The 24084-nt window shown below is 52.7% G+C and carries 25 protein-coding genes; 14 read left to right on the forward strand and 11 right to left on the reverse strand.

All coding sequences use genetic code 11. From position 1 onward, the window contains the following. Positions 1-153: 153 nt before the first annotated feature. Positions 154-1845, reverse strand: a complete 1692-nt coding sequence (locus tag BB497_03335; protein ID AVI61803.1) for a phosphohydrolase — start codon at positions 1843-1845, stop codon at positions 154-156. Between the two features lie 307 nt (positions 1846-2152). Here BB497_03335 and BB497_03340 point away from each other — a divergent pair, with 307 nt between their 5' ends. Further along, positions 2153-2512: a flagellar protein gene (locus BB497_03340; GenBank protein AVI61804.1), complete on the forward strand. Its 360-nt coding sequence runs from the start codon at positions 2153-2155 to the stop codon at positions 2510-2512. A gap of 131 nt (positions 2513-2643) precedes the next feature. Here the strand turns inward: BB497_03340 and BB497_03345 are convergent, their stop codons facing one another. Next, entirely contained in the window at positions 2644-2970 is a 327-nt protein-coding gene (locus BB497_03345) for a flagellar hook-basal body complex protein FliE (protein ID AVI61805.1), read from the reverse strand. A gap of 256 nt (positions 2971-3226) precedes the next feature. On the opposite strand from BB497_03345, the gene BB497_03350 reads away from it, so the two are divergent. The 13 genes from BB497_03350 to BB497_03410 all read left to right on the forward strand — a co-directional run bounded on the left by BB497_03350 (position 3227) and on the right by BB497_03410 (position 14461). After that, positions 3227-4984, forward strand: coding sequence for a flagellar M-ring protein FliF (locus BB497_03350; GenBank protein ID AVI61806.1), 1758 nt, complete (start codon positions 3227-3229; stop codon positions 4982-4984). Then, positions 4977-5984 carry a flagellar motor switch protein FliG gene (locus tag BB497_03355; GenBank protein ID AVI61807.1) on the forward strand — a complete coding sequence of 336 codons (1008 nt, stop codon included), beginning with the start codon at positions 4977-4979 and terminating at the stop codon, positions 5982-5984. The genes BB497_03350 and BB497_03355 overlap by 8 nt, the downstream gene beginning before the upstream one ends. Beyond that, complete coding sequence (locus tag BB497_03360; GenBank protein ID AVI64245.1) at positions 5977-6744, forward strand: flagellar assembly protein FliH; 768 nt, start codon at positions 5977-5979, stop codon at positions 6742-6744. Before BB497_03355 ends, BB497_03360 begins: the two co-directional genes overlap by 8 nt. 8 nt (positions 6745-6752) lie before the next feature. Beyond that, complete coding sequence (locus tag BB497_03365) at positions 6753-8141, forward strand: flagellar protein export ATPase FliI (protein ID AVI61808.1); 1389 nt, start codon at positions 6753-6755, stop codon at positions 8139-8141. Positions 8142-8143: 2 nt separating this feature from the next. Beyond that, positions 8144-8596: a flagellar export protein FliJ gene (locus BB497_03370; protein ID AVI61809.1), complete on the forward strand. Its 453-nt coding sequence runs from the start codon at positions 8144-8146 to the stop codon at positions 8594-8596. Further along, on the forward strand, positions 8544-9851 hold the full coding sequence (locus tag BB497_03375) for a hypothetical protein (GenBank protein ID AVI61810.1): 1308 nt from the start codon (positions 8544-8546) through the stop codon (positions 9849-9851). The genes BB497_03370 and BB497_03375 overlap by 53 nt, the downstream gene beginning before the upstream one ends. Positions 9852-10011: 160 nt before the next feature. Then, the gene (locus BB497_03380) at positions 10012-10485 is read left to right on the forward strand and encodes a flagellar basal body-associated protein FliL (GenBank protein AVI61811.1); all 474 of its coding nucleotides are present in this window, start codon (positions 10012-10014) and stop codon (positions 10483-10485) included. A gap of 21 nt (positions 10486-10506) precedes the next feature. Next, positions 10507-11562: a flagellar motor switch protein FliM gene (locus BB497_03385; protein ID AVI61812.1), complete on the forward strand. Its 1056-nt coding sequence runs from the start codon at positions 10507-10509 to the stop codon at positions 11560-11562. Beyond that, a complete protein-coding gene (locus BB497_03390) occupies positions 11559-12137 on the forward strand; it encodes a flagellar motor switch protein FliN (GenBank protein ID AVI61813.1) in 579 nt (192 codons plus the stop codon). Before BB497_03385 ends, BB497_03390 begins: the two co-directional genes overlap by 4 nt. Continuing rightward, a complete protein-coding gene (locus BB497_03395) occupies positions 12134-12586 on the forward strand; it encodes a flagellar biosynthetic protein FliO (protein AVI61814.1) in 453 nt (150 codons plus the stop codon). Before BB497_03390 ends, BB497_03395 begins: the two co-directional genes overlap by 4 nt. An 8-nt stretch (positions 12587-12594) precedes the next feature. After that, a complete protein-coding gene (locus BB497_03400) occupies positions 12595-13365 on the forward strand; it encodes a flagellar biosynthetic protein FliP (GenBank protein ID AVI61815.1) in 771 nt (256 codons plus the stop codon). Positions 13366-13394: 29 nt separating this feature from the next. Next, positions 13395-13664, forward strand: coding sequence for an EscS/YscS/HrcS family type III secretion system export apparatus protein (locus BB497_03405; GenBank protein AVI61816.1), 270 nt, complete (start codon positions 13395-13397; stop codon positions 13662-13664). Between the two features lie 5 nt (positions 13665-13669). Further along, positions 13670-14461: a flagellar biosynthetic protein FliR gene (locus tag BB497_03410; GenBank protein ID AVI61817.1), complete on the forward strand. Its 792-nt coding sequence runs from the start codon at positions 13670-13672 to the stop codon at positions 14459-14461. 50 nt (positions 14462-14511) lie between these two features. Here the strand turns inward: BB497_03410 and BB497_03415 are convergent, their stop codons facing one another. From BB497_03415 to flgD, 9 genes are all read right to left on the reverse strand, one after another. Then, a complete protein-coding gene (locus BB497_03415) occupies positions 14512-15801 on the reverse strand; it encodes a flagellar hook-associated protein 3 (protein ID AVI61818.1) in 1290 nt (429 codons plus the stop codon). A 19-nt stretch (positions 15802-15820) separates the two neighbouring features. Continuing rightward, positions 15821-17479: a flagellar hook-associated protein FlgK gene (locus BB497_03420; GenBank protein AVI61819.1), complete on the reverse strand. Its 1659-nt coding sequence runs from the start codon at positions 17477-17479 to the stop codon at positions 15821-15823. Between the two features lie 67 nt (positions 17480-17546). Then, positions 17547-18584 carry a flagellar rod assembly protein/muramidase FlgJ gene (locus BB497_03425; GenBank protein AVI61820.1) on the reverse strand — a complete coding sequence of 346 codons (1038 nt, stop codon included), beginning with the start codon at positions 18582-18584 and terminating at the stop codon, positions 17547-17549. Then, on the reverse strand, positions 18584-19714 hold the full coding sequence (locus tag BB497_03430) for a flagellar biosynthesis protein FlgI (protein ID AVI64246.1): 1131 nt from the start codon (positions 19712-19714) through the stop codon (positions 18584-18586). Before BB497_03430 ends, BB497_03425 begins: the two co-directional genes overlap by 1 nt. 37 nt (positions 19715-19751) lie before the next feature. Further along, positions 19752-20441: a flagellar basal body L-ring protein gene (gene flgH, locus BB497_03435; GenBank protein ID AVI61821.1), complete on the reverse strand. Its 690-nt coding sequence runs from the start codon at positions 20439-20441 to the stop codon at positions 19752-19754. 36 nt (positions 20442-20477) lie between these two features. Next, positions 20478-21260, reverse strand: a complete 783-nt coding sequence (locus BB497_03440; protein AVI61822.1) for a flagellar basal-body rod protein FlgG — start codon at positions 21258-21260, stop codon at positions 20478-20480. Between the two features lie 30 nt (positions 21261-21290). After that, on the reverse strand, positions 21291-22049 hold the full coding sequence (gene flgF / locus BB497_03445) for a flagellar biosynthesis protein FlgF (GenBank protein AVI61823.1): 759 nt from the start codon (positions 22047-22049) through the stop codon (positions 21291-21293). A gap of 36 nt (positions 22050-22085) precedes the next feature. Further along, positions 22086-23324, reverse strand: coding sequence for a flagellar hook protein FlgE (gene flgE / locus BB497_03450; protein AVI61824.1), 1239 nt, complete (start codon positions 23322-23324; stop codon positions 22086-22088). Between the two features lie 58 nt (positions 23325-23382). After that, the gene (gene flgD, locus BB497_03455; protein AVI64247.1) at positions 23383-24078 is read right to left on the reverse strand and encodes a flagellar basal body rod modification protein; all 696 of its coding nucleotides are present in this window, start codon (positions 24076-24078) and stop codon (positions 23383-23385) included. Positions 24079-24084: the final 6 nt, after the last annotated feature.

Raw genomic sequence — 24084 nt, forward strand, 5'->3', positions numbered from 1 at the left:
TGATTCAAAAATTTGAGCTTTCAAGCTCAGCTATAGTAGTTATATCGGCGCGCCAACCACAGACTTTAACCCTCAGACACACTTTCGCTTAGAAAGTAATGTTCACGAGGTGAGCGTTAGCGTTGCTGCTAGACAATGGCAGCAACGCTCATATCAGGTGGATACTGCCACTTCCCTAACAGGCCGCCCTAACCGCTCAAAGACATCACCACGCACGGATACTCCCAACGTATCGCGCAGTGGCGGCTCAACCCCCTCGGCCAGCACTACTTCCGCTGGCGTCCCATCTTTATTAAGACGCACGATCCAGGCCAATTGCTCACTTGAAAAGTGGGCAAGCGAGCCAACAGGAAGCGTTTTGAAGTGCTCGACATAGCGCTTGATCCAACGAGGGTCAAATTGATGCGGATGACGCAATAAATGACGATAAATTTGTTGCGCTGTTCGAGCTGGACGATCGGCCCGATCACGGCGCATTGCCTCAACCACATCCACAATTGCACTGGCTTTAGCCAACTCGTTGATGTCATTACCCGACAAACCACCTGGGTAGCCACTGCCATCAAGCCGCTCGTTAATACCCCCAATAACCGCTTTGGCAACGGAGGCTGAAAGCCACTGGCAGTTGTGTAGCCGATCCATTAAAAGGGACACATGCTCACTCATGGCCTGACGATGGGTAGCTTCAAAACTGGGCGCCTTGAAGACCACCTGGGGCACAAGCGCTTTGCCTAGATCGTGGATCAGACCACTGGCCACAATCGCCTTTTGCACATCGCGCGGCATGTTACTTCCCACCAAATCCAGCAGGTGCACTGCCACGGCAATACCATGGCGCACGAGGAGCGGCTCGGGGGATAAGCAGCGTGAAGCAAATAGCAAGGCCTCGCGGTCTTCTTCATGCAGCGTTAACACACGGTCGGCGTTGCGTGAAAGCTGCCGAGAGTCAATATCACTACCCTGTTTTAGCAGCAGTAATTGAGCATCGAGGTAGGCCGCTACTTTCACAAGGCGCCGAGCCGTCGGGGTGGCGTAACGCTTAATATCGCGGCGCCCAACGAGCTCTGACCCGTCGGTGCGCCTACCTGCCTGCTCAAACAATGGCGACGGCTGACGATCCTCTTGCGTCTCTTTCTTATAACGTGCCGCTTCACGCTCAATTTCACACACGAAGTACCAAATTTGACGCTCTTGATCCGACGTACAATTGGCAAAACGAAACCCTACCCGCAAGATATGGCGCTCAGAGTCTGTTTTCTGGTGGCGGGCCACGCCCAGCACTTCAAAATAAGTACCATCAGGAAAGGTGTAGGCAAGCTTAAGGGGGCCATCTGCCTCAGCAAGCACGCCACTCGCAGTTAAGGGTAGCTCTATCTGGCAACCATCCTGGGAAAGATCGCGCAACTCACCTTGGACGCTCTCACCATCAGCGCTCACCACGGCTGCGGACACCACCATCCCCATGCGTAACTCTGCGCGAAACGATTCGCGCCGCTGCAGCACATCTATTGAGACTGGGTAGTCGCTACAGCATAAAAAACGCCCACCGGTGCGTCGCGTTTCGGTTAACGAAAGCAGCGGCGTACGCAACACCTTGCCCTGAGACTGACCACGTAAAAAAAACTGTTCTCCCTGCTGCAGGCGGCCTAGCAAATAACCAACGGAAGAGAGATCCATCACTAGAGCTTCACCCGAGTGCTGCTCCATTAACACGATAGGCTCAGGGCGCGCACCCGACGCAGCTAAGCAGAGCGAGACACCACCACTTTCAATCATGGCATTTAAATAATCGCTTATCGTTGAGGCACTGGTAACGCTTTCATACTCATCTTGCTGAACGACCATGCTCGTTTCGCCTTCCCTACCACGTTATTGTTTGACACCCAACCCGAAGCGGCAGAGCATAACAGAAGCTTTCAGCAAGCCACATGAGTCCACCAGCCTAATTATTTTTCTTTTTACAGATACCTATCTATAAAACTTGGTCGATCTAAAAAAAGCACCACAGGCCCAGCGCTAACTTCTAAAGATTAAAATGTGCCGGCCGATAAACATAGCGAGGCTCAGCAATTAAGCAATAAGCCGCCTCAGCCTTTGATATTACAACGCCACCTAGCCGTTAGGCTTACTTGCCTTTGAAGGAACGTCTCTTATGGGCCCACTGCCATTAGACAGCTCGTCTGCTTCACTACCCACTCCATCAACGCAAACGCTTACGCCGCGCCAAGAGCTTGTGAATAAGCTAAGCCAGCTCACAACACAAGAGAGCCAAGCTCCTGCCAGCAACACAGTCACAAAAGAAGAGCTGGTTGACCCCATACAGCGTATTAACGATGTTATGCGACCACGCGGGCTTGAGTTTGATGTTAGCGAACAGTCCACGCGCATCATCACCCGGGTTGTCGACCGAGATACAGGTGATGTGATTCGCCAAATACCGGCTGAAGAAGTGCTTTTACTTGCCGAACAGCTAGAAGAAATGCAAGGCCGACTTATCTCAGCGGAAGCGTAAAATAACCGTGTTTAGCAAGCGAACGCTTAGCAGTACACAGTAAGACTTTAAAAACTGATTAGCCTTTCAGTTAGCGTTCGCCATGCTACTTTTCACACACCACGCCCATAGCCCCAGCTTTGCCTTGCTAGTTAGACCTGCATATTCATCACGTCCCGATAGGCAGAGACTAGCCGGTTACGCACCTGCAACCCCATCTGAAACGCAACGCTGGCCTTTTGCATATCTACCATAACGTCATTTAACTCAACATTAGGCTCACCTGCCTGAAACGCCATTGCCTTAGCGTTAGCGCTCTGCTGAAGACGGTTAATGCGCTGTATGGAAGCTTGCAGCTCACTACCGAAACCGCCCTGACCAACAGCGGTAGAGACATGCTCGCCTTTAATAGGCTGAGCCGCCTGGGAAGCCATGTTCTGCATCTGCTGCAGGGCAGCCTGAATAGGGGGAGAACTCATACGTATGCCTCAGTCGCATGAAAGTAAAATAATGCCTGCAGCCTATCACTGGTAGCATAAGACTCATACGAACAAATAGGTACGAAAAGCCAAGCTTTTCGTTCATTTATGGTCGACGCGCCTCGGGATAATGGCGTTCATCATAATTCCGCTTACTACTTTCAGCGGATAACCGCGATCGACGGATATAGCCTATGCCTTCTTTGGTGATGCGCCTGGGCCGTCATCGGTTTTGCCTGCCCTCTAGGAGGGATGCATGAGCGAAACTGGTGCTACGGCAGGCCGTCAGAACAGTACGCCCCAAAACGCCCCCCGCAGTGGAACGGCAGAGAGTGAGACTAAAAACACGCCGACGGCTGAACGCATGCTGAAACAGCTGCGTGGCAACCCTCTGGTAGTGCTATTGGTCGCTGCTGCTGCGTCTATTGCTGTTGTCGCTGCGCTCTTCATGTGGGCCAGCAGCCCTGAATACCGCGTGCTCTACAGCAACCTTAGTGAAGCCGACGGCGGGCGCATCATCGCCGAACTCGATAGTCGAGGCGTTCCCTATCAGTTTAGCGAAGGCGGCCAAGCGCTCTTAGTGCCTGGCAATCATGTTCACACGCTTAGGCTTCAGCTTGCTGAGCAAGGCCTGCCTCGCGGCGGCAACCTTGGCCTGGAGCTTATGGATAACCAAGCCTTCGGTATTAGTCAGTTTGCTGAACAGGTGAACTTCCAGCGCGGCCTAGAAGGTGAATTGGCCCGTTCCATTGAGTCACTTGGCCCAGTGGAACGGGTGCGGGTTCACCTTTCCATGGCCAAGCCGTCGGTCTTTATACGCGACCGCGAGCCTGCCAAGGCATCCATCGTTCTGACCCTACTACCCGGCCGAGTTTTAGGTGAAGGCCAGGTTAGCGCTATTGTGCACATGGTCTCCAGCAGCGTGCCTGAACTGTCCACCGAGGACGTCACGGTAGTCGATCAAAACGGTCGCCTATTGACCGCCAACACCTCTCAGGGGAATGACCTTGACGGTTCCCAACTGGCGTATATCACCGAAGTAGAGCGCTCCTACCAGCGCCGTATCGAGAATATTCTTTCGCCTATCTTGGGCAGCGAAAACGTGCGCGCCCAGGTGGCTGCACAAATCGATTTTTCACGCCGTGAAGAAACCTCTGAGCGTTATGGCCCTAACCAAGCGCCTAATGAATCGGCCGTGCGCAGCCGCCAATTAAGTCTTTCTTATGATGGGGAAGACCCGTTAGCAACGGGAATACCCGGCGCGCTTAGTAACACTCCGCCTGGCGTAGCACCTGCCCCTATCAATCAGCCAGACGCTGAGGAGGGTGAGAATGACCTGCCGGCCAATGCGCTACGCAACCTACGCCAAGACGACGTCGTTAATTACGAAGTTGATCGCAGCATTGAGCATATCCAGCACCGCCTAGGGCAGGTTCAGCGCCTCTCTGCGGCCGTTGTCGTGAATTTTCGCCGCGCTGTGAATGATGAAGGCGAAGTAGAGCAAGTCGCTTTAAGCCCTGAAGAAGTGGCTCAGCTTGAGCGTCTTGTTCAACAGGCGATGGGCTTCTCGTTGGCACGGGGCGACCAGGTCGAGGTCGTCAACACACCCTTTGCCAGTACTGATGAGGCGACAGAGGAAGCCGAATGGTGGCAGCGGCCAGAGATGCTCTCGCTTGCCTCCACGCTGGGGCGCTACCTACTTGTCGCTATTGCTGCGCTGCTGCTTTACTTGCTGATACTTCGTCCGCTGATCAAACGCTACACGCAGACACCGGTCATGGCCCCCGCCATTCCTGGCACGGGCAGCACCTTTAGCGCCAGCGTCGGCGATGAAAATGATGATCAAGAGGAAGAAGCATCTTCTGAGGAAGATGACACCTATAGCAATAAGCCAAAACGTCGCCGTAAAACGTCGCTGTACGAACACAATCTTAACGACCTGCGGGAAATGGCCCAGGAAGACCCCCGTATGGTCGCGATGATTATCCGTAGTTGGATGAATGCTAATGAGTAGCTCTATTGCCGAAATGAGCGGATCGCGTAAAAGCGCCATCCTCTTGCTTGCCCTTGATGAAGATAGCGCCGCCGAAGTGTTTAAGTTTCTAAGCGCCAGCGAAGTTCAAGAGATCAGTACGGAAATGGCACGCTTGCACCAAGTCTCCCACGAGGATATGAAGGCCGTTTTGGAAGCGTTTCACAAAGAGTCCGAAGAGTTCGTGGCGCTTAACCTCAACTCCAGCGAGCATATTCGTTCGGTACTTACTAAGGCTCTTGGCAGTGAGCGCGCCACCAGCCTCATCGAAGATATCCTTGAAACCACGGGAGGCAACTCGGGCATCGATGCACTGAACCTTATGGAAGCTTCCATGGTGTCAGAGCTTATCCGCGATGAGCACCCGCAGATTATTGCCACCATCCTGGTTCATTTAGACCGTCACCAGGCTGCCGACATTCTGGAACTGTTTGAAGAGAAACTGCGCAACGATGTGGTTCTGCGCATAGCCACCTTTAGCGGCGTTCAGCCAGCGGCACTCCAAGAGCTCACCGAGGTACTCACCAGCATGCTGGATGGCCAGAACCTCAAACGCAGCAAAATGGGCGGCGTAAGAACAGCCGCCGAAATTTTGAACCTGATGAACTCTTCGCAAGAAGAAGTCGCCATCGAAACCGTTCGCTCGCACAGCGAAGACCTTGCACAGAAAATTATCGACGAAATGTTCCTATTCGAGAACCTACTCGACCTGGACAACCGTGCAATTCAAATGGTGCTGCAAGAAGTCGAAACCAACTCCCTGGTGGTGGCCCTCAAAGGCGCCCAGGATGCACTGGTCGACAAGTTCCTGCGCAATATGTCGCAACGGGCTGCAGATTTGGTTCGCGAAGATATGGAAGCCCGCGGCCCTATCCGGGTTTCCCAGGTAGAGACGGAGCAAAAGGCCATTCTACAGGTGGTTCGTCGTTTAGCGGATTCTGGTGAGGTCGTCTTGTCAGGTGGGGATGATGAGTATGTCTAATACTCACTCCCCCGAATTTGACCGCCATGGCACCTGGCGGCGCTGGCAGATGGATGAGCTAAATGAGCAGAGCGCCAACTTCCAAGAGAGCGACTTCTCTGCTCCCTCCGCGCAACAACGCAAAGTCGAGGCAGCACAGCGCGCTGCGGAGCAAGCACGACAGCGAGAAGAGCAGGAGCGTCAAGCGCTCTATGAGCGTATTCGCCAACAGGCTGAGGAAGAGGGCTACCAGGCAGGCTTGGCACGTGGCCATCAAGAGGGGCTAGCGCAAGGCCTCCAAGAGGGCCACGCTCAGGCCGAAGAAACGCTTAAACAGCAGGTTCGCCAAACCGTCACTCCGCTTCAAGCTCTCGCTAAACAGTTCTCGGACGCCCTTGAGCGAATGGATGAAACGATAGCCCACGACCTTACCGAACTAGCACTCGCCACTGGCAAGCAGCTGGCGGGTAATGCTCTCCGAGAGACCCCTGAGCAAATTCTGACAATTGTGCGCGATCTTCTGCACACCGAGCCACCGCTGGTTGGACAACAGCGCTTGTGGCTTAACCCAGAAGATCATGCGTTAGTAAAAGAGCACCTAGGTAGCGAACTAAGCGCCGCTAACTGGCAACTCCAACCTGATGACCAGCTTGCCCGCGGCGGCTGTCGCGTCACTAGCGCCCAGGGCGAGCTAGACGCCACTTTTGAAAGCCGCTGGCAGGCCGTACATGCCCAACTTCGCAAGCGCCATCACGTCAGCGACCCTTCGACCTCTTTGTAGGCACTATTATGAGCGATGCCACTTGCCCTCACCACTACCGCTGGCGTAAAGCGCTGAACCGCACCACGCAGCGTGTTGGTCATTTACCCCACTACCGCACTAACGGCAGGGTGATTCGCGCCACGGGCATGGTGATCGAGGTAGTGGGATTGCGAGTAGCGGTAGGCAGTGCATGCCGAATTGAATTACCCGGTGCAGACGGAAGGCTTAACGACAGCGAAAAGCACGCAGAAGCTGAGGTCGTTGGCTTCTCAGGCGATAAGCTATTTCTTATGCCCTTAGAAGAAATCACCGGCTTAATGCCGGGGGCTAGGGTAACACCCCTTAGCGATGGCAGTGGACACAGCGCACGACGCTTCCCGATTGGTGATGAACTCCTAGGGCGTGTACTGGATGGCAACGGCAACCCGCTGGATGACAGGGAAAGCATCGATGACGTTCCCCGCGCGACACTCCAAGCCACGCTGCTTAACCCACTCTCCCGCGCGCCTATCGATGCTCCGATTGATGTGGGCATCCGCGCCATCAACGCCCTGCTAAGCGTTGGCCGAGGCCAGCGGATGGGGTTATTTGCAGGCTCAGGGGTGGGTAAATCTGTTCTGCTTGGCATGATGGCGCGCTACACCCAAGCGGATGTCATCGTTGTCGGGCTAATTGGTGAGCGTGGCCGAGAAGTACAGGACTTCATCGATAATATTTTAGGCCCAGAAGGCAGAAGGCGCGCTGTTGTCGTTGCAGCCCCTGCTGATACATCGCCGCTTCAGCGCCTCCAGGGGGCGGCCTATGCAACACGGCTAGCAGAAGGGTTCCGTGATGCGGGCCGCAATGTGCTGCTTATCATGGATTCATTAACGCGTTATGCCATGGCACAACGCGAGATTGCCCTGGCGATCGGCGAACCGCCCGCTACCAAGGGCTATCCACCCTCGGTGTTTGCCAAACTGCCCGGGCTAGTGGAGCGAGCAGGCAATGCCGAGCGGGGTGGTGGCTCCATTACCGCTTTTTATACCGTGCTCACCGAAGGTGATGACCAACAGGATCCTATTGCTGATTCAGCAAGGGCGATTCTGGATGGTCATATCGTGCTCTCACGGGGGCTTGCTGAAGCAGGTCACTACCCTGCCATTGATATTGAAGCCTCTATTAGCCGCGCTATGACCGCCATTGCAACGCCTGAGCAACTGCAAGCTGCACGAACGTTTAAGCAACTTTTTTCACGTTATCAGCGTAATCGTGACCTGATTAGCGTAGGCGCCTATAGTCCAGGCCACGACCCGAAACTGGATGAAGCAGTGAATCGCTTTCCAGCCCTAGAGCGTTTTCTTCAACAAAATATTGATGAATGCGCAACGCTTGAAGCATCACGCCAAGCGCTGCATGCCACCGTGGGAGGCTAACCATGAGCCATTCGCAGCTCGACATATTAACCGGCTTAGCACGAGACGCCAGAGACCAAGCAGGAAAACTGCTGGCCGAAGAACGCCAAACACAACAGCAGACCGAAGCCCAACTTGAGTCGCTCAACCGCTACCGCGCCGAGTATGCCGAACGTTTACAGCTGGCCATGCGCGACGGTATTGACCCAGCTACTATGTACAACTATCAACAATTTTTAGCTTCGCTGGACGCCGCCCTGAGCCGCGCTAGGCAAGCACTGGCTGCACAGCAAAAACGCGTTCAGCAAAGCCAACAACATTGGCAGCAAGAGCAGCGTAAGCTCTCCTCCTACGATACACTAGCCTCGCGCCGGTTATTAGAAGAGCACCGCCGCCAAGAGCGCCATGAGCAAAAAGCTAGCGATGATTTTGTCACTGGCCGCCTGGCTCGCCAACTTACTGATAAACCGCACTAGCATCGCGCTGGGGAACTTACTTATGAATATTCAGCTGCTGCTTTCAGCGAATCAGGGTCAAAGCGCCCTTTCATCCGCTCCAGCACAGATGCTGGGCTCCAAAGGGACGCCGCAAGCTCTTTTTCAACAGGCATTAACGCAGGCAAGCGGCGCCCAGCTGCAGCGGTTAACCAGCTCGCCAACAGAGGCTAGCTCTTCAGATCCGCTAGCCAGCTTTGCTCAACTGCTAACGTCACTAGATATCGAATTGGATGAGGACGCGTTGGCTGACTTACTCACTCGACTCCAGGCTGTCGACTTAAACTCAGCACATCCAATGGTTAATGAGAGTTCGCTGAGCGAAGCATCAGCGCTCACGCCTCTTGATGAGATCGCGGCACGTTTATCGTTAGTCGCCGCATTCTCCGAAGCACCAGTAGCGCCAGAGCTACAGTCAGCACCCCAAGTACGAGATATTGCCCAGCAGTTGGCTGTTAGTGAAAGCCAAGCCGCCGAGCTGCTGACTGCTTTCAACTCCCTTAGTGACGCCACACCGCAGGGTACAACCCTCACGGAGCTTCACCGACAAGTGGCCAACCTGCTGCCCAGCGCAAATACCACAGAAGGTAGCCAGTCGCTTACTGCTTATCGAAGCAGCAACATAGCACTACCTGTAGATATAAATGCTAGTTCGCTACGCATGGGTGGCGATGCGCCAAACATTGCAACCGCTCTGGCTGAGCTTACGCCAAGCACCGGCAGGGGAGCAGAGTCACCCATTTCAACTCAGCCCAGCATCCTTACGCCAGCGACAGGTAGCTTAATGACCTCAGCGTCAATCGGCACGCCCGTTAGCAGCCCCGCATGGCCTTCTCAGCTTGGCCAGCAGCTTATTCAACTTGCACAACGAGGAGGAGAGCACCAAGTTAAAATGCAACTCCACCCGGCAGAGTTAGGGCCACTCTCTATTTCCCTTAAAGTGAGCGAACACGGAACACAGGCGCATTTTTTATCAGCCCACGCCCAAGTTCGCCAAGCACTTGAACTAGCGATCCCACAGTTACGTGAAGCCTTGGCTGAACAAGGGATTTCACTTGGTGAAACATCCGTAGGGGAGCATAACAACCCTAACGAGCAGGCCTTTGCTCAACAAGGCTCTAACACCCCCAACAGTAGTGGTGACAGCGGAAGCAAAGAAGAAGGCGACAGCGCAATTAAGCTCCTTGAGGGTGGTAACCCTTTAGTTCTTGACGGACGTGTCGATCTATATGCTTAAGCCACGCCTGAGTGGTCGTATGAAAATACTGACATCGCTACGGTTAGATAGCTAAACCAAAAGATAGACTCTCCAAAGGAGTCTGTTCATTTCATCATCAGCACCTGCGTTAGGCATAATGCTTGGCTAGTGTCATGCGTCATGATCATGGGAACAATAAATGGCAGAAACAAGCAGCGGATCCAAAAAACTGCTCTGGATAATGATTATTCTAGTAGTGCTGTCGTCTGCGGGCGCAGCGGCAGCGATATATATGGTGTTAGACCAGCGAGGAACTACGGAGGGTGGTGAAATTCAGCGGGTCGCAGAGCGCGAAACGCCTGTTTTCACGCGCATTGAGCCTTTTACTGTCAACCTCGCAGATGACCGCTACGGCTCACGCCTTCTTTATACGGGCATTACGTTACTCGTTGGCAACGAGCAAAGTAAGACCATTATTGAGGAGCACATGCCTCAAGTACGTAGCCGCCTACTGATTTTGTTGTCAGGTAAACAAGCTAGTGAGCTTACCTCTACGGAAGGTAAAGAAGAGCTTGCCCAGGCAATCATCAGCCGGCTCACCGTACCTTTGACAGAAAATCAGCCGCCTCTCGACTTACGAGAAGTGCTATTTACTGAATTCATTGTGCAATAACCCCGGGAACTGGAGCCGTTCATGTCACAGGACGATCTACTGTCCCAGGAAGAAATTGATGCCCTTCTTAAGGGCGTCAGCGGAGATGACGAGCCATCGGCTTCGACCTCCCACTCTGAGAATGAAGCGCGTATTCGCCCCTATGACCCAGCCACGCAGCACAGGGTCATACGCGAACGCTTGCACGCGCTTGACTTTATTAACGAGCGTTTTGCGCGCTATTTCCGTAACAGTTTATTTAACTTGATTCGCCGTAGCGCCGATATCACCGTTGAATCAGTTCGCTACCAAAGCTTTAGTGATTTTTCACGTAACGTGCCAGTGCCCACCAACTTGAACCTGGTGTCCCTGAAGCCGCTGCGTGGCTCAGCGCTGGTGGTCTTTCCACCTAATCTTGTCTTTATGGTGGTGGATAATCTGTTCGGCGGCGACGGTCGCTTTGTCACAAAATCCGATGGGCGCGAATTCACCAATACCGAGCAGCGCATTATTCAACGGCTTCTGAACCTCGCGCTTGAAGCCTATCAAGAAGCGTGGAAAGTGGTTTACCCTATCGAGGCACATTTTTTACGCTCTGAAGTGCAGTCAAAGTTTGCCAATATCACTAACTCGCCTAATGAGATTGTGGTCAACACAAAGTTCAATATCGAGGTTGGCAACCTTTCCAGCAACTTCCAAATATGCATGCCCTACGCGATGATTGAGCCGCTGCGTGACTTGCTGGTCAATCCTATTAACGACAGTAACCATGACCACGACGGTACATGGTCGCGGCGTATGGCCAGCGAACTGCGCCATTCTGAGGTCGAGCTAGTGGCAGAGTTTGCTCAAATACCAAGCCGTATTGCCCATGTGATGGGGCTGAAAAAAGGCGACGTACTGCCCATGGACATTCCACAAACCATCACCGCTAGTGTGGATGGAGTGCCTGTCATGGAGTGTGAGTATGGCAGCCAGCTTCAGCAGCGCGCTTTACGTGTCCTGCATATGATCGACCATGCCGCATTGAATAACGTGTCGTCCAAGGACTTTATTAAAGGTTCAACGCGACAGAAAGCCAAGGAACCAAAAGCATGACTGATCCTAACAAACCCGATCCAAAAATTTCTAACGACGATTGGGCGGACGCCATGTCTGAGCAAGAAGAACCTACTGCCAACGCCGATAATACCGGTGAAGACGATCTATGGTCCGCTGCGATGGCGGAACAAGAAGAGGCAAGCGCCACTAGCAGCGAAGAGGATCCTTGGGCGGCTGCGATGGCAGAGCAAGAGGCAGAAGAGCAAACCCAAGCCGAGGAGCCTGAGCACAAGACCCCAGCACCCGTAGCAAAATCAGCAAGTGACGAAGTGTTTCGTCCGCTCGGCCCGGAAAGTGGCAGCGCTCAATCCCGTGATCTTGAAATGATCATGGATATTCCGGTTAAGCTTACCGTAGAGCTGGGCCGCACCAAGCTTACGATTAAACAACTGCTTGAGCTTGCTCAAGGGTCGGTCATTGAACTTGAAGGGTTAGCTGGCGAACCAATGGATATCTTGATCAATGGCTACTTGATTGCTCAAGGCGAAGTCGTCGTCGTCGAAGATAAGTATGGCATTCGTATTACAGAGATCATCACCCCCTCTGAGCGCATCCACAAACTAAATCGATGAGCGTCGCTACCTCTTCCACACAGAACACGTCCATTGATGCCCTTAGCGGCAGCGGTGATGCCTTAATAGGGATGGCGGTTCTAGGCAAAACGGCAGCAGCGCTAGCGCTCGTAATAGCGATTATTTTGCTATGTACCGCGCTGTTAAAGCGCTGGCAAACGGGACGTCATCATCAAGGCGCCCACTTACGCATTGTGGGCAATACCGCAGTTGGCAGTCGCGAGCGCATCGTTGTGGTCGAAATCGAAGATACGTGGCTAGTGCTAGGCGTTAGCGGAGGCCGAATTACCAAGTTACATGAGCGTGATGCTCCTAACGACCGTCCTCTTCCCACCTCGCCTGAACCACCGGCACGCTTTTCACACCGCCTAGCTCAGGCACTAGCAAGCTACCGTGACAAACGAGGCAGTGAAGCCCCTCCCTCTTCTGACCCAACGAAAACACCATGAGATATGTGATGCACCTCTCCTGGCCTTACCAGCTCCGCTGGTGGCTTTTTAGCGCTGTCATTGCCGGCTGCTTAATGCTGGCTTTCCCTGCTCATGCGCAACAGCTACCAGGGTTAGTATCGCAACCATTGGAAGATGGCGGTCAGCAGTGGTCGCTATCACTACAAACGCTGCTATTTTTAAGCTCGCTGGCGTTTCTGCCAGCGATGCTACTAATGATGACTAGCTTTACGCGCATCATCATTGTGCTTAGCTTGCTGAGAACAGCAATGGGTACGCAGGCAACACCGCCTAATCAAGTGCTACTAGGCATCGCCCTTTTCTTAACATTTTTTATTATGTCCCCCGTCATCGCCCAAGTGTATGACACCGCATGGGTGCCTCTCACAGAAGAAACAATTGATTTTGAAGAGTTTTTGCTTCTTGCCCAAGGGCCTTTTCGCGAATTTATGCTCGCACAAACCCGCGAGCCAGATTTGGCACTGTTCGTGCGCTTAGCCGACGTCGGCCCCATGCAAGGACCTGAAGAACTGCCCATGCGCGTCTTACTACCCGCTTTTGTTACCAGTGAACTGAAAACCGCGTTTCAGATTGGCTTCACCATTTTTATCCCATTTTTAATTATTGACCTTGTCGTTGCGAGCACCTTAATGGCACTAGGGATGATGATGGTACCTCCCATTACTATTTCGTTACCCTTCAAACTGATGCTGTTCATCCTTGTAGACGGCTGGCAGCTAATTATTGGCTCGTTAGCTGAAAGCTTTTACATGATTTAATTGTCGCAACGGGCGACTAGGAGCAAACCATGACCCCGGAAATGGTAATGAGCATCGCTTACCAGGGCATGCGCGTGACCCTGTTTCTTGCAGGCCCGATGCTACTGGCAGCCCTCTTTACGGGCCTGCTGATCAGCTTGTTTCAGGCCGCTACACAAATCAACGAAATGACACTGACGTTTATCCCTAAGGTATTGGCCGTTTTTGCTGTACTGGTCATCGCAGGGCCGTGGCTACTTGGGTTAATCACCGATTTCACCCACCGCTTATTCACCAGCATTCCTAGCATGGTGATGTAAACCGTATGGTTGAAGTCACTTTTGCGCAGCTACAGGGCTGGTTAGTGGCCTTTCTTTGGCCATTCGCACGAATAACCGCCTTTATGGCAGCTTCTCCCCTTTGGGGGCATTCAAGCATACCCAACCAAGTGAAGGTAGTGCTAGCGGCGTTGGTTGCGGTGGTAATCGCTCCTCTTTTACCGGCTATGCCAGCAGTTCCCCTGATGTCTTGGGCGGGGGTAGGCATTATGGTGGAGCAAATATTGATTGGCATCGCCATCGGCTTGGTGATGCACATTATTTTTGCGGTTGTGCAGGCTGCCGGGGAATTTATCGGTTTACAGATGGGGCTAGCATTTGCGAGCTTTTTTGACCTCTCAAGTGGCACCAACATTATGGTGTTATCGCGCATTCTATATATGATTACGTTGCTGATGTTTGTGGCGCTTAACGGCCACTTGATGGTGTTAGAAACCCTGGTAATGAGTTTCCAAACCCTGCCAATTGGCATCGGCACGCTGAACCCCAATGCCTTTGAGCTATTGGCTCGCTATGCAGGCACCATTTTCGCATCCGGCATGCTGCTCGCCTTACCGCTTGCCGGCTCGCTGCTTATCATCAGCCTCTCGCTGGGTATTCTTAACCGCTCAGCACCCCAGTTGACCGTGTTTAATATCGGCTTTCCCACTTCTCTCACCGTCGGGCTAACGCTACTAATGGTGCTGATGACCGACATTGGACGTTTCCTACAAGGCCTCTTCAGCCAGGGGCTAGCATTTATGCAGAGCCTTATCGAAACCATGGCGCCATTAAGCTAAAAACCCCCTGCACCTCATGGCACAGGGGGTTTAGTTTTCATGCGCTTAGCCTAGCGCATGAAGTCAAACAGCGACATGCCTTTTATATCCACAAAGGCTTTTTGAGAAGCCTGCAGGCCAATTTGGCGCAGACTGTACTCAGAAATCGCCGAGGCGTAATCAAGATCAACCAAGTCCGACAGCGTCTGCTCATAGTTCAGCATCCGGTTGCCGCCAACGGCGTCAATCACATCCAGCTCGTTCAGGCGTGCGCCTGCTGAAGCGCGTACCGTCAGCACGTTATCTAACGCATTGTCTAAATCGCGCATCGACGTGTTGAGAGTGTTGCGTAAATCGGCTTTTTTAGTATCGTTATCAGCGGGATTTTCTAGGACGCGAATCGCCTCTTCCATGGTACGGAAGAGATCTGGCTCGCGCTGCTCGCTGCCTGAGCGCGCGACGAGAATTTCATCGCCCTCTTCAGGTTGACCCTGCAGCGAAATAGAGATGCCACCAAAGGATAGCTGCTGACCCTCACCTGTATATTCACCCGTTGCAACCAAGTCATCGTCGTCAGTAAGCCAAGCACCGCTTTCAAAACGCTGAACCTGATAAATAAAGTCATTCTCTGAAGCTAGATCAGGATTGTCAGCAAACACAACACGATAACTTTCACCATAGTCATCGTCAGTAACATCGGTAACCTGCGGCCCGCTAAACGTCACGCTGCCTGCATTTCTGACGCTTTCACCATCGGCTACATTCGTTTTAACCGCTTCAGCAATGTAACCTGCCCCGCTGGGCACGCTTTGGAAAATAGACTTACCGTTTTCCGTAACGGGCATTAGCCGCGAAGCGTCCACGCGCTGTTCCCGGGCGTTACTGTCACCCTTATATTGCACATTACCATCGGCATCTTTAACGAAGGGCGGAGCGTTGTCTGCGTAACCACCAAACAGATAGCGGCCGTTGCCATCGGTCGCGTTAGCTTGGCCGATCATCGTTTCATAAATGCCCTTGAGCTCGCTCGCGATAGACTGGCGGTCGACATCACTCAAGGTATCGCTTGATGCCTGAATTAACAGTGTTTTAGCACTAGTCACCGCATCGCTAACGCTGTTTAAAATACTTTCTGTTTGAGCAAGCGAGTTACGGGCAGATACCCGCGAATCCGCATACTGTTGGGTGACCGCTTTGGCTTGGTCAACACCCACTGCGCGCGAGGCCGCCTGCGGGTCATCCGAGGGGTTAACGACTCGCCTGCCGCTAGCAATCTGCTGGCTGACTTTTAAAAAATCGCCCTGCTGACGGTTAAGAGACGCGGTACTCTGCTCAAACATGGTGACGGTACTAATTCGCATGTCGCGGTACTCCTAAACGTTAGCTACGCAAGCCTAAAATCGTATCGAAAATGTTGGAAGCGGTGTCAATAACACGAGCATTCGCTTGATAAAACTGCTGGAAGCGAATCAGGTTAGCCGCTTCCTCATCGAGATTAACGCCAGACTCCGACTGCTGCACAGCCCGCAACTGATCGGTCAGCCCCTGGCGGGCATCTAAGTTGACCTGAGTAATGTTAGTGCGATTACCCACATCGCTCACCATCGCGCCATAAGCACCGCTAACAGAAGCGTTGCCGCCCACGATTGATTGCGACTGTAAGTTCTGAAGCGCTAGGGCATTTCGGTTATCGCCAGCAAAAGCTTCTTCCCCCGCCGCGATTTTATCCAAGTCGCTTATATTCGCTTCCATACCTTCACCGGCACGACGGACGGGCTGAATCTCAAAGCGGTCACCAGCTTGGGGAAGTTTTGCTGGATCAAACGTGACAGTCACACCGCCAAACGTAATCTCTCCATCGGCCCAGTTTGCGAGATCAACGTAGCTGGCGCTGTTAGGATCAGAGCTGTTTAGTTCAGCCCCATTATCATTACGAGTAACAATAGGCTCACCACCTACAATACGCACGGTATAGTCTGTGGCGCGTAATTTATCGATCGTCTCCGCATCAAAGGCAACGGAAGGCACTACGTTAGAATTGACGTTATTTTCATGGCTATATGCCTGGGGTGGACGAACATTAAAGAAGTCCTCGCCCTGCTCACCGTTAAGATCTACTCCCTGCTTATGCTGCTCGTTAAACGCCACGGAGAGCGACACTGCCAGCTGGCCAATTTGGTTCTGCGTTTTATCCAGCGTTTCTGAGCGGAAGGACATCAGCCCGCCTAACGCACCGCCTGAAATCACATTTTCATTCAGTGCTGATAGGTTGCCACCACCGTCTCTATAACCTACTACAATGCGCTGAGGGTCACTGGGCGACTCCACAGCCTCTAACTTGAAAGAGTCGGTTCCGGTCACCAATGGCTGGCCATTGGGCAGGCTGATATTATAGGTTTTACCATCCTGAATATTTAGCCGAAGATCCATTCGCTCGTTCAGCTCGGAAACCAGCTGATCGCGCTGGTTAAGCAGACTGTTAGGGGCCTCGCCTGTGCGCGCCCGTGCTAGCGCAATCTCCCGATTCAAGCCCGCTATTTGCTCAGTGGTGTTATTAATCTGGGTAACTTCATCTTTAATCTGATTATTGATGTTGCTCTGCATGTCCTGCAGGTAGCCATCAAAAGAGCGGAACTGGGCACTTAATGTGTTGGCCGTACCTAGCACGCCCTGGCGGGCGGCAGGATCAGAAGGTGCGCTTGCCAGGTCTTCAAGCGAAGAGAAGAAGTTCTGCATTAGTGGCGCAAGGCCTGCTTCTCGGTCAGCCAGCAGGTTATCAATTTGCGATACCTGATTGTAGTAAGTGCTAAGTGCGCTTGACTGGGTTTTAGCACTATTCAGCTGAGCAGCTACGTACTGGTTGAACTGACGCTCAATTGCATTGACCTGAACGCCGCCCGTTGACGCAAAACCTTCGCCCAGCTTAGTCACTTCCCGGTTATAGCCAGGCGTATAAACGTTGCTGATATTATTACTGGTCGTGTTCAGGGCACTTTGTGCAGCATTAAGACCGCTTAGCCCTACTGAAAACATGCTCATGGTTCACTTCCTTAGGCCGATGATTAATTATCGGCAGTGAGCAAAAAAACTTGAGTGGCCAATAGCGTTAACGTACGTCTGCCAAAAGGTTACGACCTTGATCCAGCGGCCCCATCGTATTCATGATGGCCACTAGCTTATCCGCATAGCGAGGGTCTGTCGCATAGCCGCCCTGCTGAAGCTCGCGCGCGGCCTGCTCGGCACTGCCAGCCTGCACAACACCAGCATAACGCGGGTTATTGCCGATCAGGTTGGCGTAGTCGGTAAATGCGTGTTCGAACGAATCATATACGCGGAACGTATCTACTATCTGCGTGCGGCGGCCATTAATGTACTCATGGGTCACCACATCGGTGGTTTTACCCTGCCAGTGACTGCCTGCTTTGATACCGAATAAGTTATGGCTATTGCTGCCTTGTCGGGTAGCAATCTCATGGCGCCCCCAGCCTGTTTCTAGGGCTGCCTGGGCTAAAATCAGCTCAGCGGGCACGCCGCTTTCTTGGCTCGCAGCCTGAGCAGGTGCTGCAAGTTTTGTCATAAACCTCTGCACATGCTCAGGCGCGTTAGAGAAGGCAGATAATTCTATGGCCTGTTTTGAACCGCCCGTGCCTACATTTGTGTCAGCGCGAGCATCAGGAGAGGAGCGCTGCTGGATGGCTTCAAGCTCGGACAGGAAGCGCCCGCCAGTTTCACTTTCACCTGACGGCTGCAAAGCGCCCTCTAAAACGCGTGGCGTTCCCCGGGGAATGCCAGCAATCAGCGCCTGAATTTCTTGGTCCGCCTCATTTGCAGATCTGCCAACAGCACCTTGTCGCTGTAGCTGTTCCACCAGCATATCCGCCAATCCCATTCCTCTAGATGAGACCACTTGCGACCACTGCTGATCCAGCATCTGCTGGTAGGTATCCGTCGTCGTGCTATTGAACAAGTCCGAGGAAGGCACCGCATCGCGCATGCTTTTCATCATCATTTGCACAAATAGCGCTTCAAACTGCTGGGCCGCGCCATGCACACCGCCTTCTGGGTCAATGCGCGCATTGTGCTGCAGGCGTTGAAAGCCATTCATATCAAGCGCAAACTGACTGGAGATATTGTTCATGCTCATCAGATGACCTCCAGCTCAGCACGCAGCGAGCCTGAGGCTTTGAGCGCTTCTAAAATAGACATTAAATCCTGAGGGGTCGCACCCAGTGCATTAAGCGCATTGACCACTTCGTTAAGCTGCGCGCCTTCAACAATCTGTAGAAAGGCCTCTTGCTGTTCAATCTCTATATCCGTATCAGGCACGACCACCGTTTCGCCTCCGCCAAAAGGCGCTGGCTGGCTAACACCAAACTGCGTGTTAATCATAATAGAGAGATTGCCATGAGCAACGGCTGCTTGGCGCAACGTGACCGCGCTATTCATAACTACTGAGCCTGTACGCGCATTAAGCACCACACGCGCTGGCGCATCCATCGGCGTTACTTGGACATTTTCTACCCGCGCCATAAAGTTAACTCGCGCGTTTTCATCCATGGGGCCGTCCAGCGCGATCACCCGGCCATTAAGTGCATAGGCAACCGTTTGCCCAAACTCGTTATTAATCGCCGTCACCACACGCTGTGCCGTTCCAAAATCTGAATCATTCAATTGCAGCTCAAGGCGCCCGCCATTAGCACCTAAATTAAGTGCAACTTCTCGCTCTACCAGGGCACCGTTAGGGATCCGTCCTGATGCTTGCTGATTGACCTGTACGCTGCTTCCACCTGCCTGAGCGCCGGCACCACCTACCAGCATATTGCCCTGGGCAATGGCATAGGTATCGCCATCAGCCCCTTTTAAAGGGGTCATTAACAGAGTGCCACCGCGAAGGCTGCGGGCGTTTGCAATAGACGACACCACCACATCCAGGCGCTGGCCAGGGCGAGAAAAGGGGGGCAGGTCTGCCGTGACCATTACCGCCGCTACGTTACGTAGTTGAAGATTAGTTCCCGGCGGTACGGTGACGCCTAGCTGCGACAACATGTTGGTCAGACTTTGGCTAGTAAAAGGCGCCTGAGTGGTTTGGTCACCGGTGCTATCAAGTCCCACCACTAAGCCATAGCCCACCAGCTGGTTATCGCGCACGCCCGCAAACCCTGCTAATTCTCGCACGCGCTCTGCAGACGCGGAAGAAGTGATAATGCTTAGCACCAACAGCGTTACTAAGCGTAGCCCCCACCGTTTCAATGCCTGTTCTTTACGTTGCTGCATAGCCATTTTAAGCCTCTATTGTCGGCCTTGATTGCGCCTAGAATGGCGACACATTTAAGAAGAAGCGCTGCAACCAGCCCATATGCTGCGCTTCGTTGATGTAACCATCGCCCACATACTCAATTCGCGCATCCGCTACCTGTGTTGATGGCACGGTATTTTGTGCGGTAATCGTCCGGGGGTTGACCACGCCCGAGAAACGAATGAATTCTGTTCCCTGGTTGATCGCAATTTGCTTTTCGCCACGCACGCGCAAGTTACCGTTATTCATCACTTCCAGTACGGAGACAGTAATCGTTCCAGTAAAGGAGTTGGTCGCCTGGGAGCCACCGCCACCTGAAAAGCTACTGTCCGAGGAGACGTCAAACCCATAATCTTCAAGGAAGTCGATAATATCTGGGATTTGCCCTATATCCAGCCCTGCTGAACCACTGCGATTGGCGTTCGACTGGGAACTTTTGCTCGCGCTGACTTCTTCATCCAACACGATAGTCAGAATGTCACCGATAGAGCGTGGGCGGCGATCTTCAAACAGCGGTTGATAGCCCCGGCGCACTTGATAAATGGAACCATTGGCAACCGGCGGGGGACGATCAACAATCGTAATTTGCTCTTGTTCACCAACCACGGAAGCGCGAGGAATTTGCGCGCACCCAGCAACGAGTACGATAAAAAACGCCAAACCCATCAGCGTTATTCGGCGAGACATAGCGTGCAGCTCCAGCATGGTGCGCCCTGTTTAAAAGCCCTGTTTATTAACGTTTTAGAGCTGGCTTAAGCGCGCCAACATTTCATCACTGGTGGAGACAGCCCGGCTATTAATTTCATAGGCGCGCTGGGTCTGAATCATACTCACCATTTCTTCCACCACGTTGACGTTGGACGTCTCTACGTAGCCCTGAAATAGCCTACCGGCACCGTTATTGCCGGGTACATCTTGGTTAGGGGCACCAGACGCGCCGGTTTCTAAATAAAGGTTGCCACCAATGCTTTCCAGGCCCGCAGGGTTAATAAACGAAGCAACGTTGATTTGGCCAATATCTGCATCTTGTGCAATGCCCGGCTGACGAACGCTCACTGTTCCATCTTCACCGATAGTCACAGATAAAGCGTTTTCAGGTATAAAAATGGCTGGCTCTAACGGATAGCCATTTGCCGTCACCATCTGACCATTTTCATTGAGCTGAAAACTACCATCACGGGTATAACCCACCGTGCCGTCAGGTAGTAAAACCTGAAAAAAACCATCGCCGTTGATGGCCAAGTCACGGGAGTTACCAGTCTCTTCCAACCCACCCTGGGTATGTAAGCGTTCAGTGGCCACAGCACGCACACCAGTACCCACTTGCATGCCAGAAGGCAGCCGATCCTGAATGTTATTCTGGGCACCCGGTTGACGCATATTTTGGTACAAAAGATCTTCAAAAACAGGGCGCGAACGCTTGAACCCGTTAGTGCTTACGTTGGCCAAGTTATTCGAAATAACATCGAGTTTGGTTTGCTGAGACTCAAGCCCCGTCTTAGCGGTCCACAAGGACGAAATCATATTCGTGTTCCCTTAACTGAGAGGCGTTAATCAGCCTTGAATCGATAGAATACTGTTAGCCCGCTGAGCATTTTCATCGGCGGTACTAAGTATTTTCATCTGCATATCGTAACGGCGCGCCACGTCAATCATCGACACCATGGCATCCACAGCGCTAACGTTGCTGCCCTCTAGCGCACCGCTGACTATCCGCGCTTCGTCATCTGCCGGTAATACTCCTGGCGCCCCCTCTTCATCAACAGGCGCGCGAAAGAGACCGTCATCGCCGCGTGTTAGTCCTTGCTCATCCGGCGTTACCAGCTTAATACGGCCAACATCCACCAGCGCCTCTGGCCCTTCGCCTTGGGGGATCGCACTAATCGTGCCATCAGCACCAATCGATATTTGCGCTCCTTGCGGCAAGGCTATGGGGCCACCGTCGCCCATCACCGGCCGGCCGACGCTTAACAGTACACCATCGTTATCTAGCTGTAGGTCGCCGCGACGGGTATAAGTCTCGGAGCCGTCATCCGCCAATACCGCCATCCAGGCACTATCCTGCATGGCGACGTCCAGGGAGCGACCCGTCCGCTCGATAGGACCTTGGGAGAAATCAGTACCAGGCGTAGTCGTCACCGCCGATACGCGGGTTGCCAGCGCACCATCCCCCATCACTGGCACCGAACGCGCCGCCTGCAGCTGGGCACGAAAACCTGCGGTGGATACATTCGACAAATTTTGGCTAATCACCGACTGCTGATCCATCGTGTGCTTAGCGCCGCTCATGGCGGTATATAGCATGCGATCCACAACTAACTCCTTACAACGTTACGCCATTATTAAATATCAAAGATTAATAATGGTCTGCAGGAGTTCATCCTGGGTGCTGATGGTTTGCGAGTTCGCTTGGTAGGCACGTTGTGACACAATCATATCTACCAGCTCACGGGCCAGATCTACATTAGAGGTTTCAATCGCGCTTGGGGCAATCAGACCACGCAGCCCCGTACCCGGCGCACCGACTAACTCTTGCCCCGACGCGCCTGTAGCACTCCAAAGGTTGTCACCATCAGGCCTTAAACCCTCAGGGTTACGGAAGCTAACCAACGCAATTTGCCCCGCTGCACGTGACTCTTCGTTGGAGTAGTTGCGCATAATGGTGCCGTCATCTTCAATGGTGACACCCACTAACGAGCCTGCCGTATAGCCGTTTTGCGTTATATCGTTAACCGTGGAATTATTTGCAAACTGAGTGGCACCAGCAAAATCCAACGCTACTGTTAGCTCTTCAAGCTGATCACCATTAAACTCACCATCGTCGAAGGTAAAGCTTGCCTGGCCGCCACCCTCAAGCCTACCGCTGGCATCAAAGTCTAGCGTGGTAAAACTTTCCACAGTATAGGTACCAGCGCCTTCTGGACCACCGCTCATTCTGAGACCTACGTCCCACTGATTTTCCGCCGCATCAATTTTAGTGAAATAAAGCGTTAGATTTCGCGCATTACCTTGTGAGTCGTAAATTGTGGCGTTGGTTGAGTATGAGTAATCATTAGACCCTAAACCTGCTAATATTTCTGCTTCAGTCGGGGCAACCAACTCAGCTTCACCTGCATCTAAGTTTAAAGATATGTCTAACTCAGTAGTCGCACTTGCACCTAAATCATCAGCATCAACTCTAAGGCCTACAACATCACCACCTGCTTGAACGTTACCCTCTGCATCAGCGGCGTAACCCATAATTTGCGCCCCTTGCGCATTCACCATGCGTCCATCAGCGGTCATGGTAAGTTGGCCATTGCGTGAGTAGCCTACTTCACCATTGGGCTGCTGAAAGCGGAAAAACCCCTCGCCGGCAATAGCCAAATCCATATTTCGGTTAGTAGACTCGATATTGCCTTGACTAAAATTTTGCAACACAGCTGATGTGCGCGTACCTAGACCAATGCGCGACTCAGCAAATACATCGGCAAATTGCACACTAGAACTTTTAAAGCCCACGGTTTGGGAGTTAGCGATATTGTTACCAACAGCGCCTAGTTTCTGCTGCTGTGCGTTGAGGCCACTCAGTGCTTGTGAAAAGCTCATTTTATTCCCCTGAATTTAGCAATGTGATGCGTTATGTGGGGCGCTAAGCGCAACGCAATCAAAGAATTTGTTTAATTTGTTCGAGGGTGACCTGGCCATAAATGGCGCCTAGATCCAGACGTACGTCTTGACCCTTCTCTTGCGGCGTTACACCCTGCACCAGGGCATAGTTCAGCGGCTGAGCGCTTACCGCTTCACCTTTAGCATCTTTAGCGTTATAGCTAACGCGGTAGTCGCCCGCGGGAAGCGCTTCGCCATTGTTCGTTTTGCCATCCCACTGGAAGGATTCAACGCCTGCGCTCACACCGCTAACTTCATTGCGATACACTACCTCACCACCGCGACTGCGAATGACGATTTCAACGCTCGCAGCAGGCTTATCAAGCTCAATGCCAAACGGCGTAGCAAAGCTATTGCCTTCTTCGTCAACATTTACTTTGACGTTGTTACCCGGCACAAGTACAGCGTTACCAATGAGGCCAGACGCCTGAATCATTTGAGAGGCGTTCATCTGCTCGGTAATGCCGTTTAGCGTATCGTTGAGCTGCTCGATTCCACTGACCGTATTGATCTGTGCTAGCTGAGACGTCATCTCAGCGTTATCCATCGGATTAAGCGGGTCTTGGTTTTCAAGTTGAGTAATCAACAGGGTCAGAAAGCTCTGGCGTAGCTCGTCAGATTGACTCTGGCTAAGCTGGGCGCCGCCTCTACTGCCGTTGATATTGCTGAGCGTGGAGGTATCAATACTGTTCATCATGGC

The sequence above is a fragment of the Halomonas sp. GFAJ-1 genome (assembly GCA_002966495.1).
Taxonomy (GTDB): domain Bacteria; phylum Pseudomonadota; class Gammaproteobacteria; order Pseudomonadales; family Halomonadaceae; genus Vreelandella.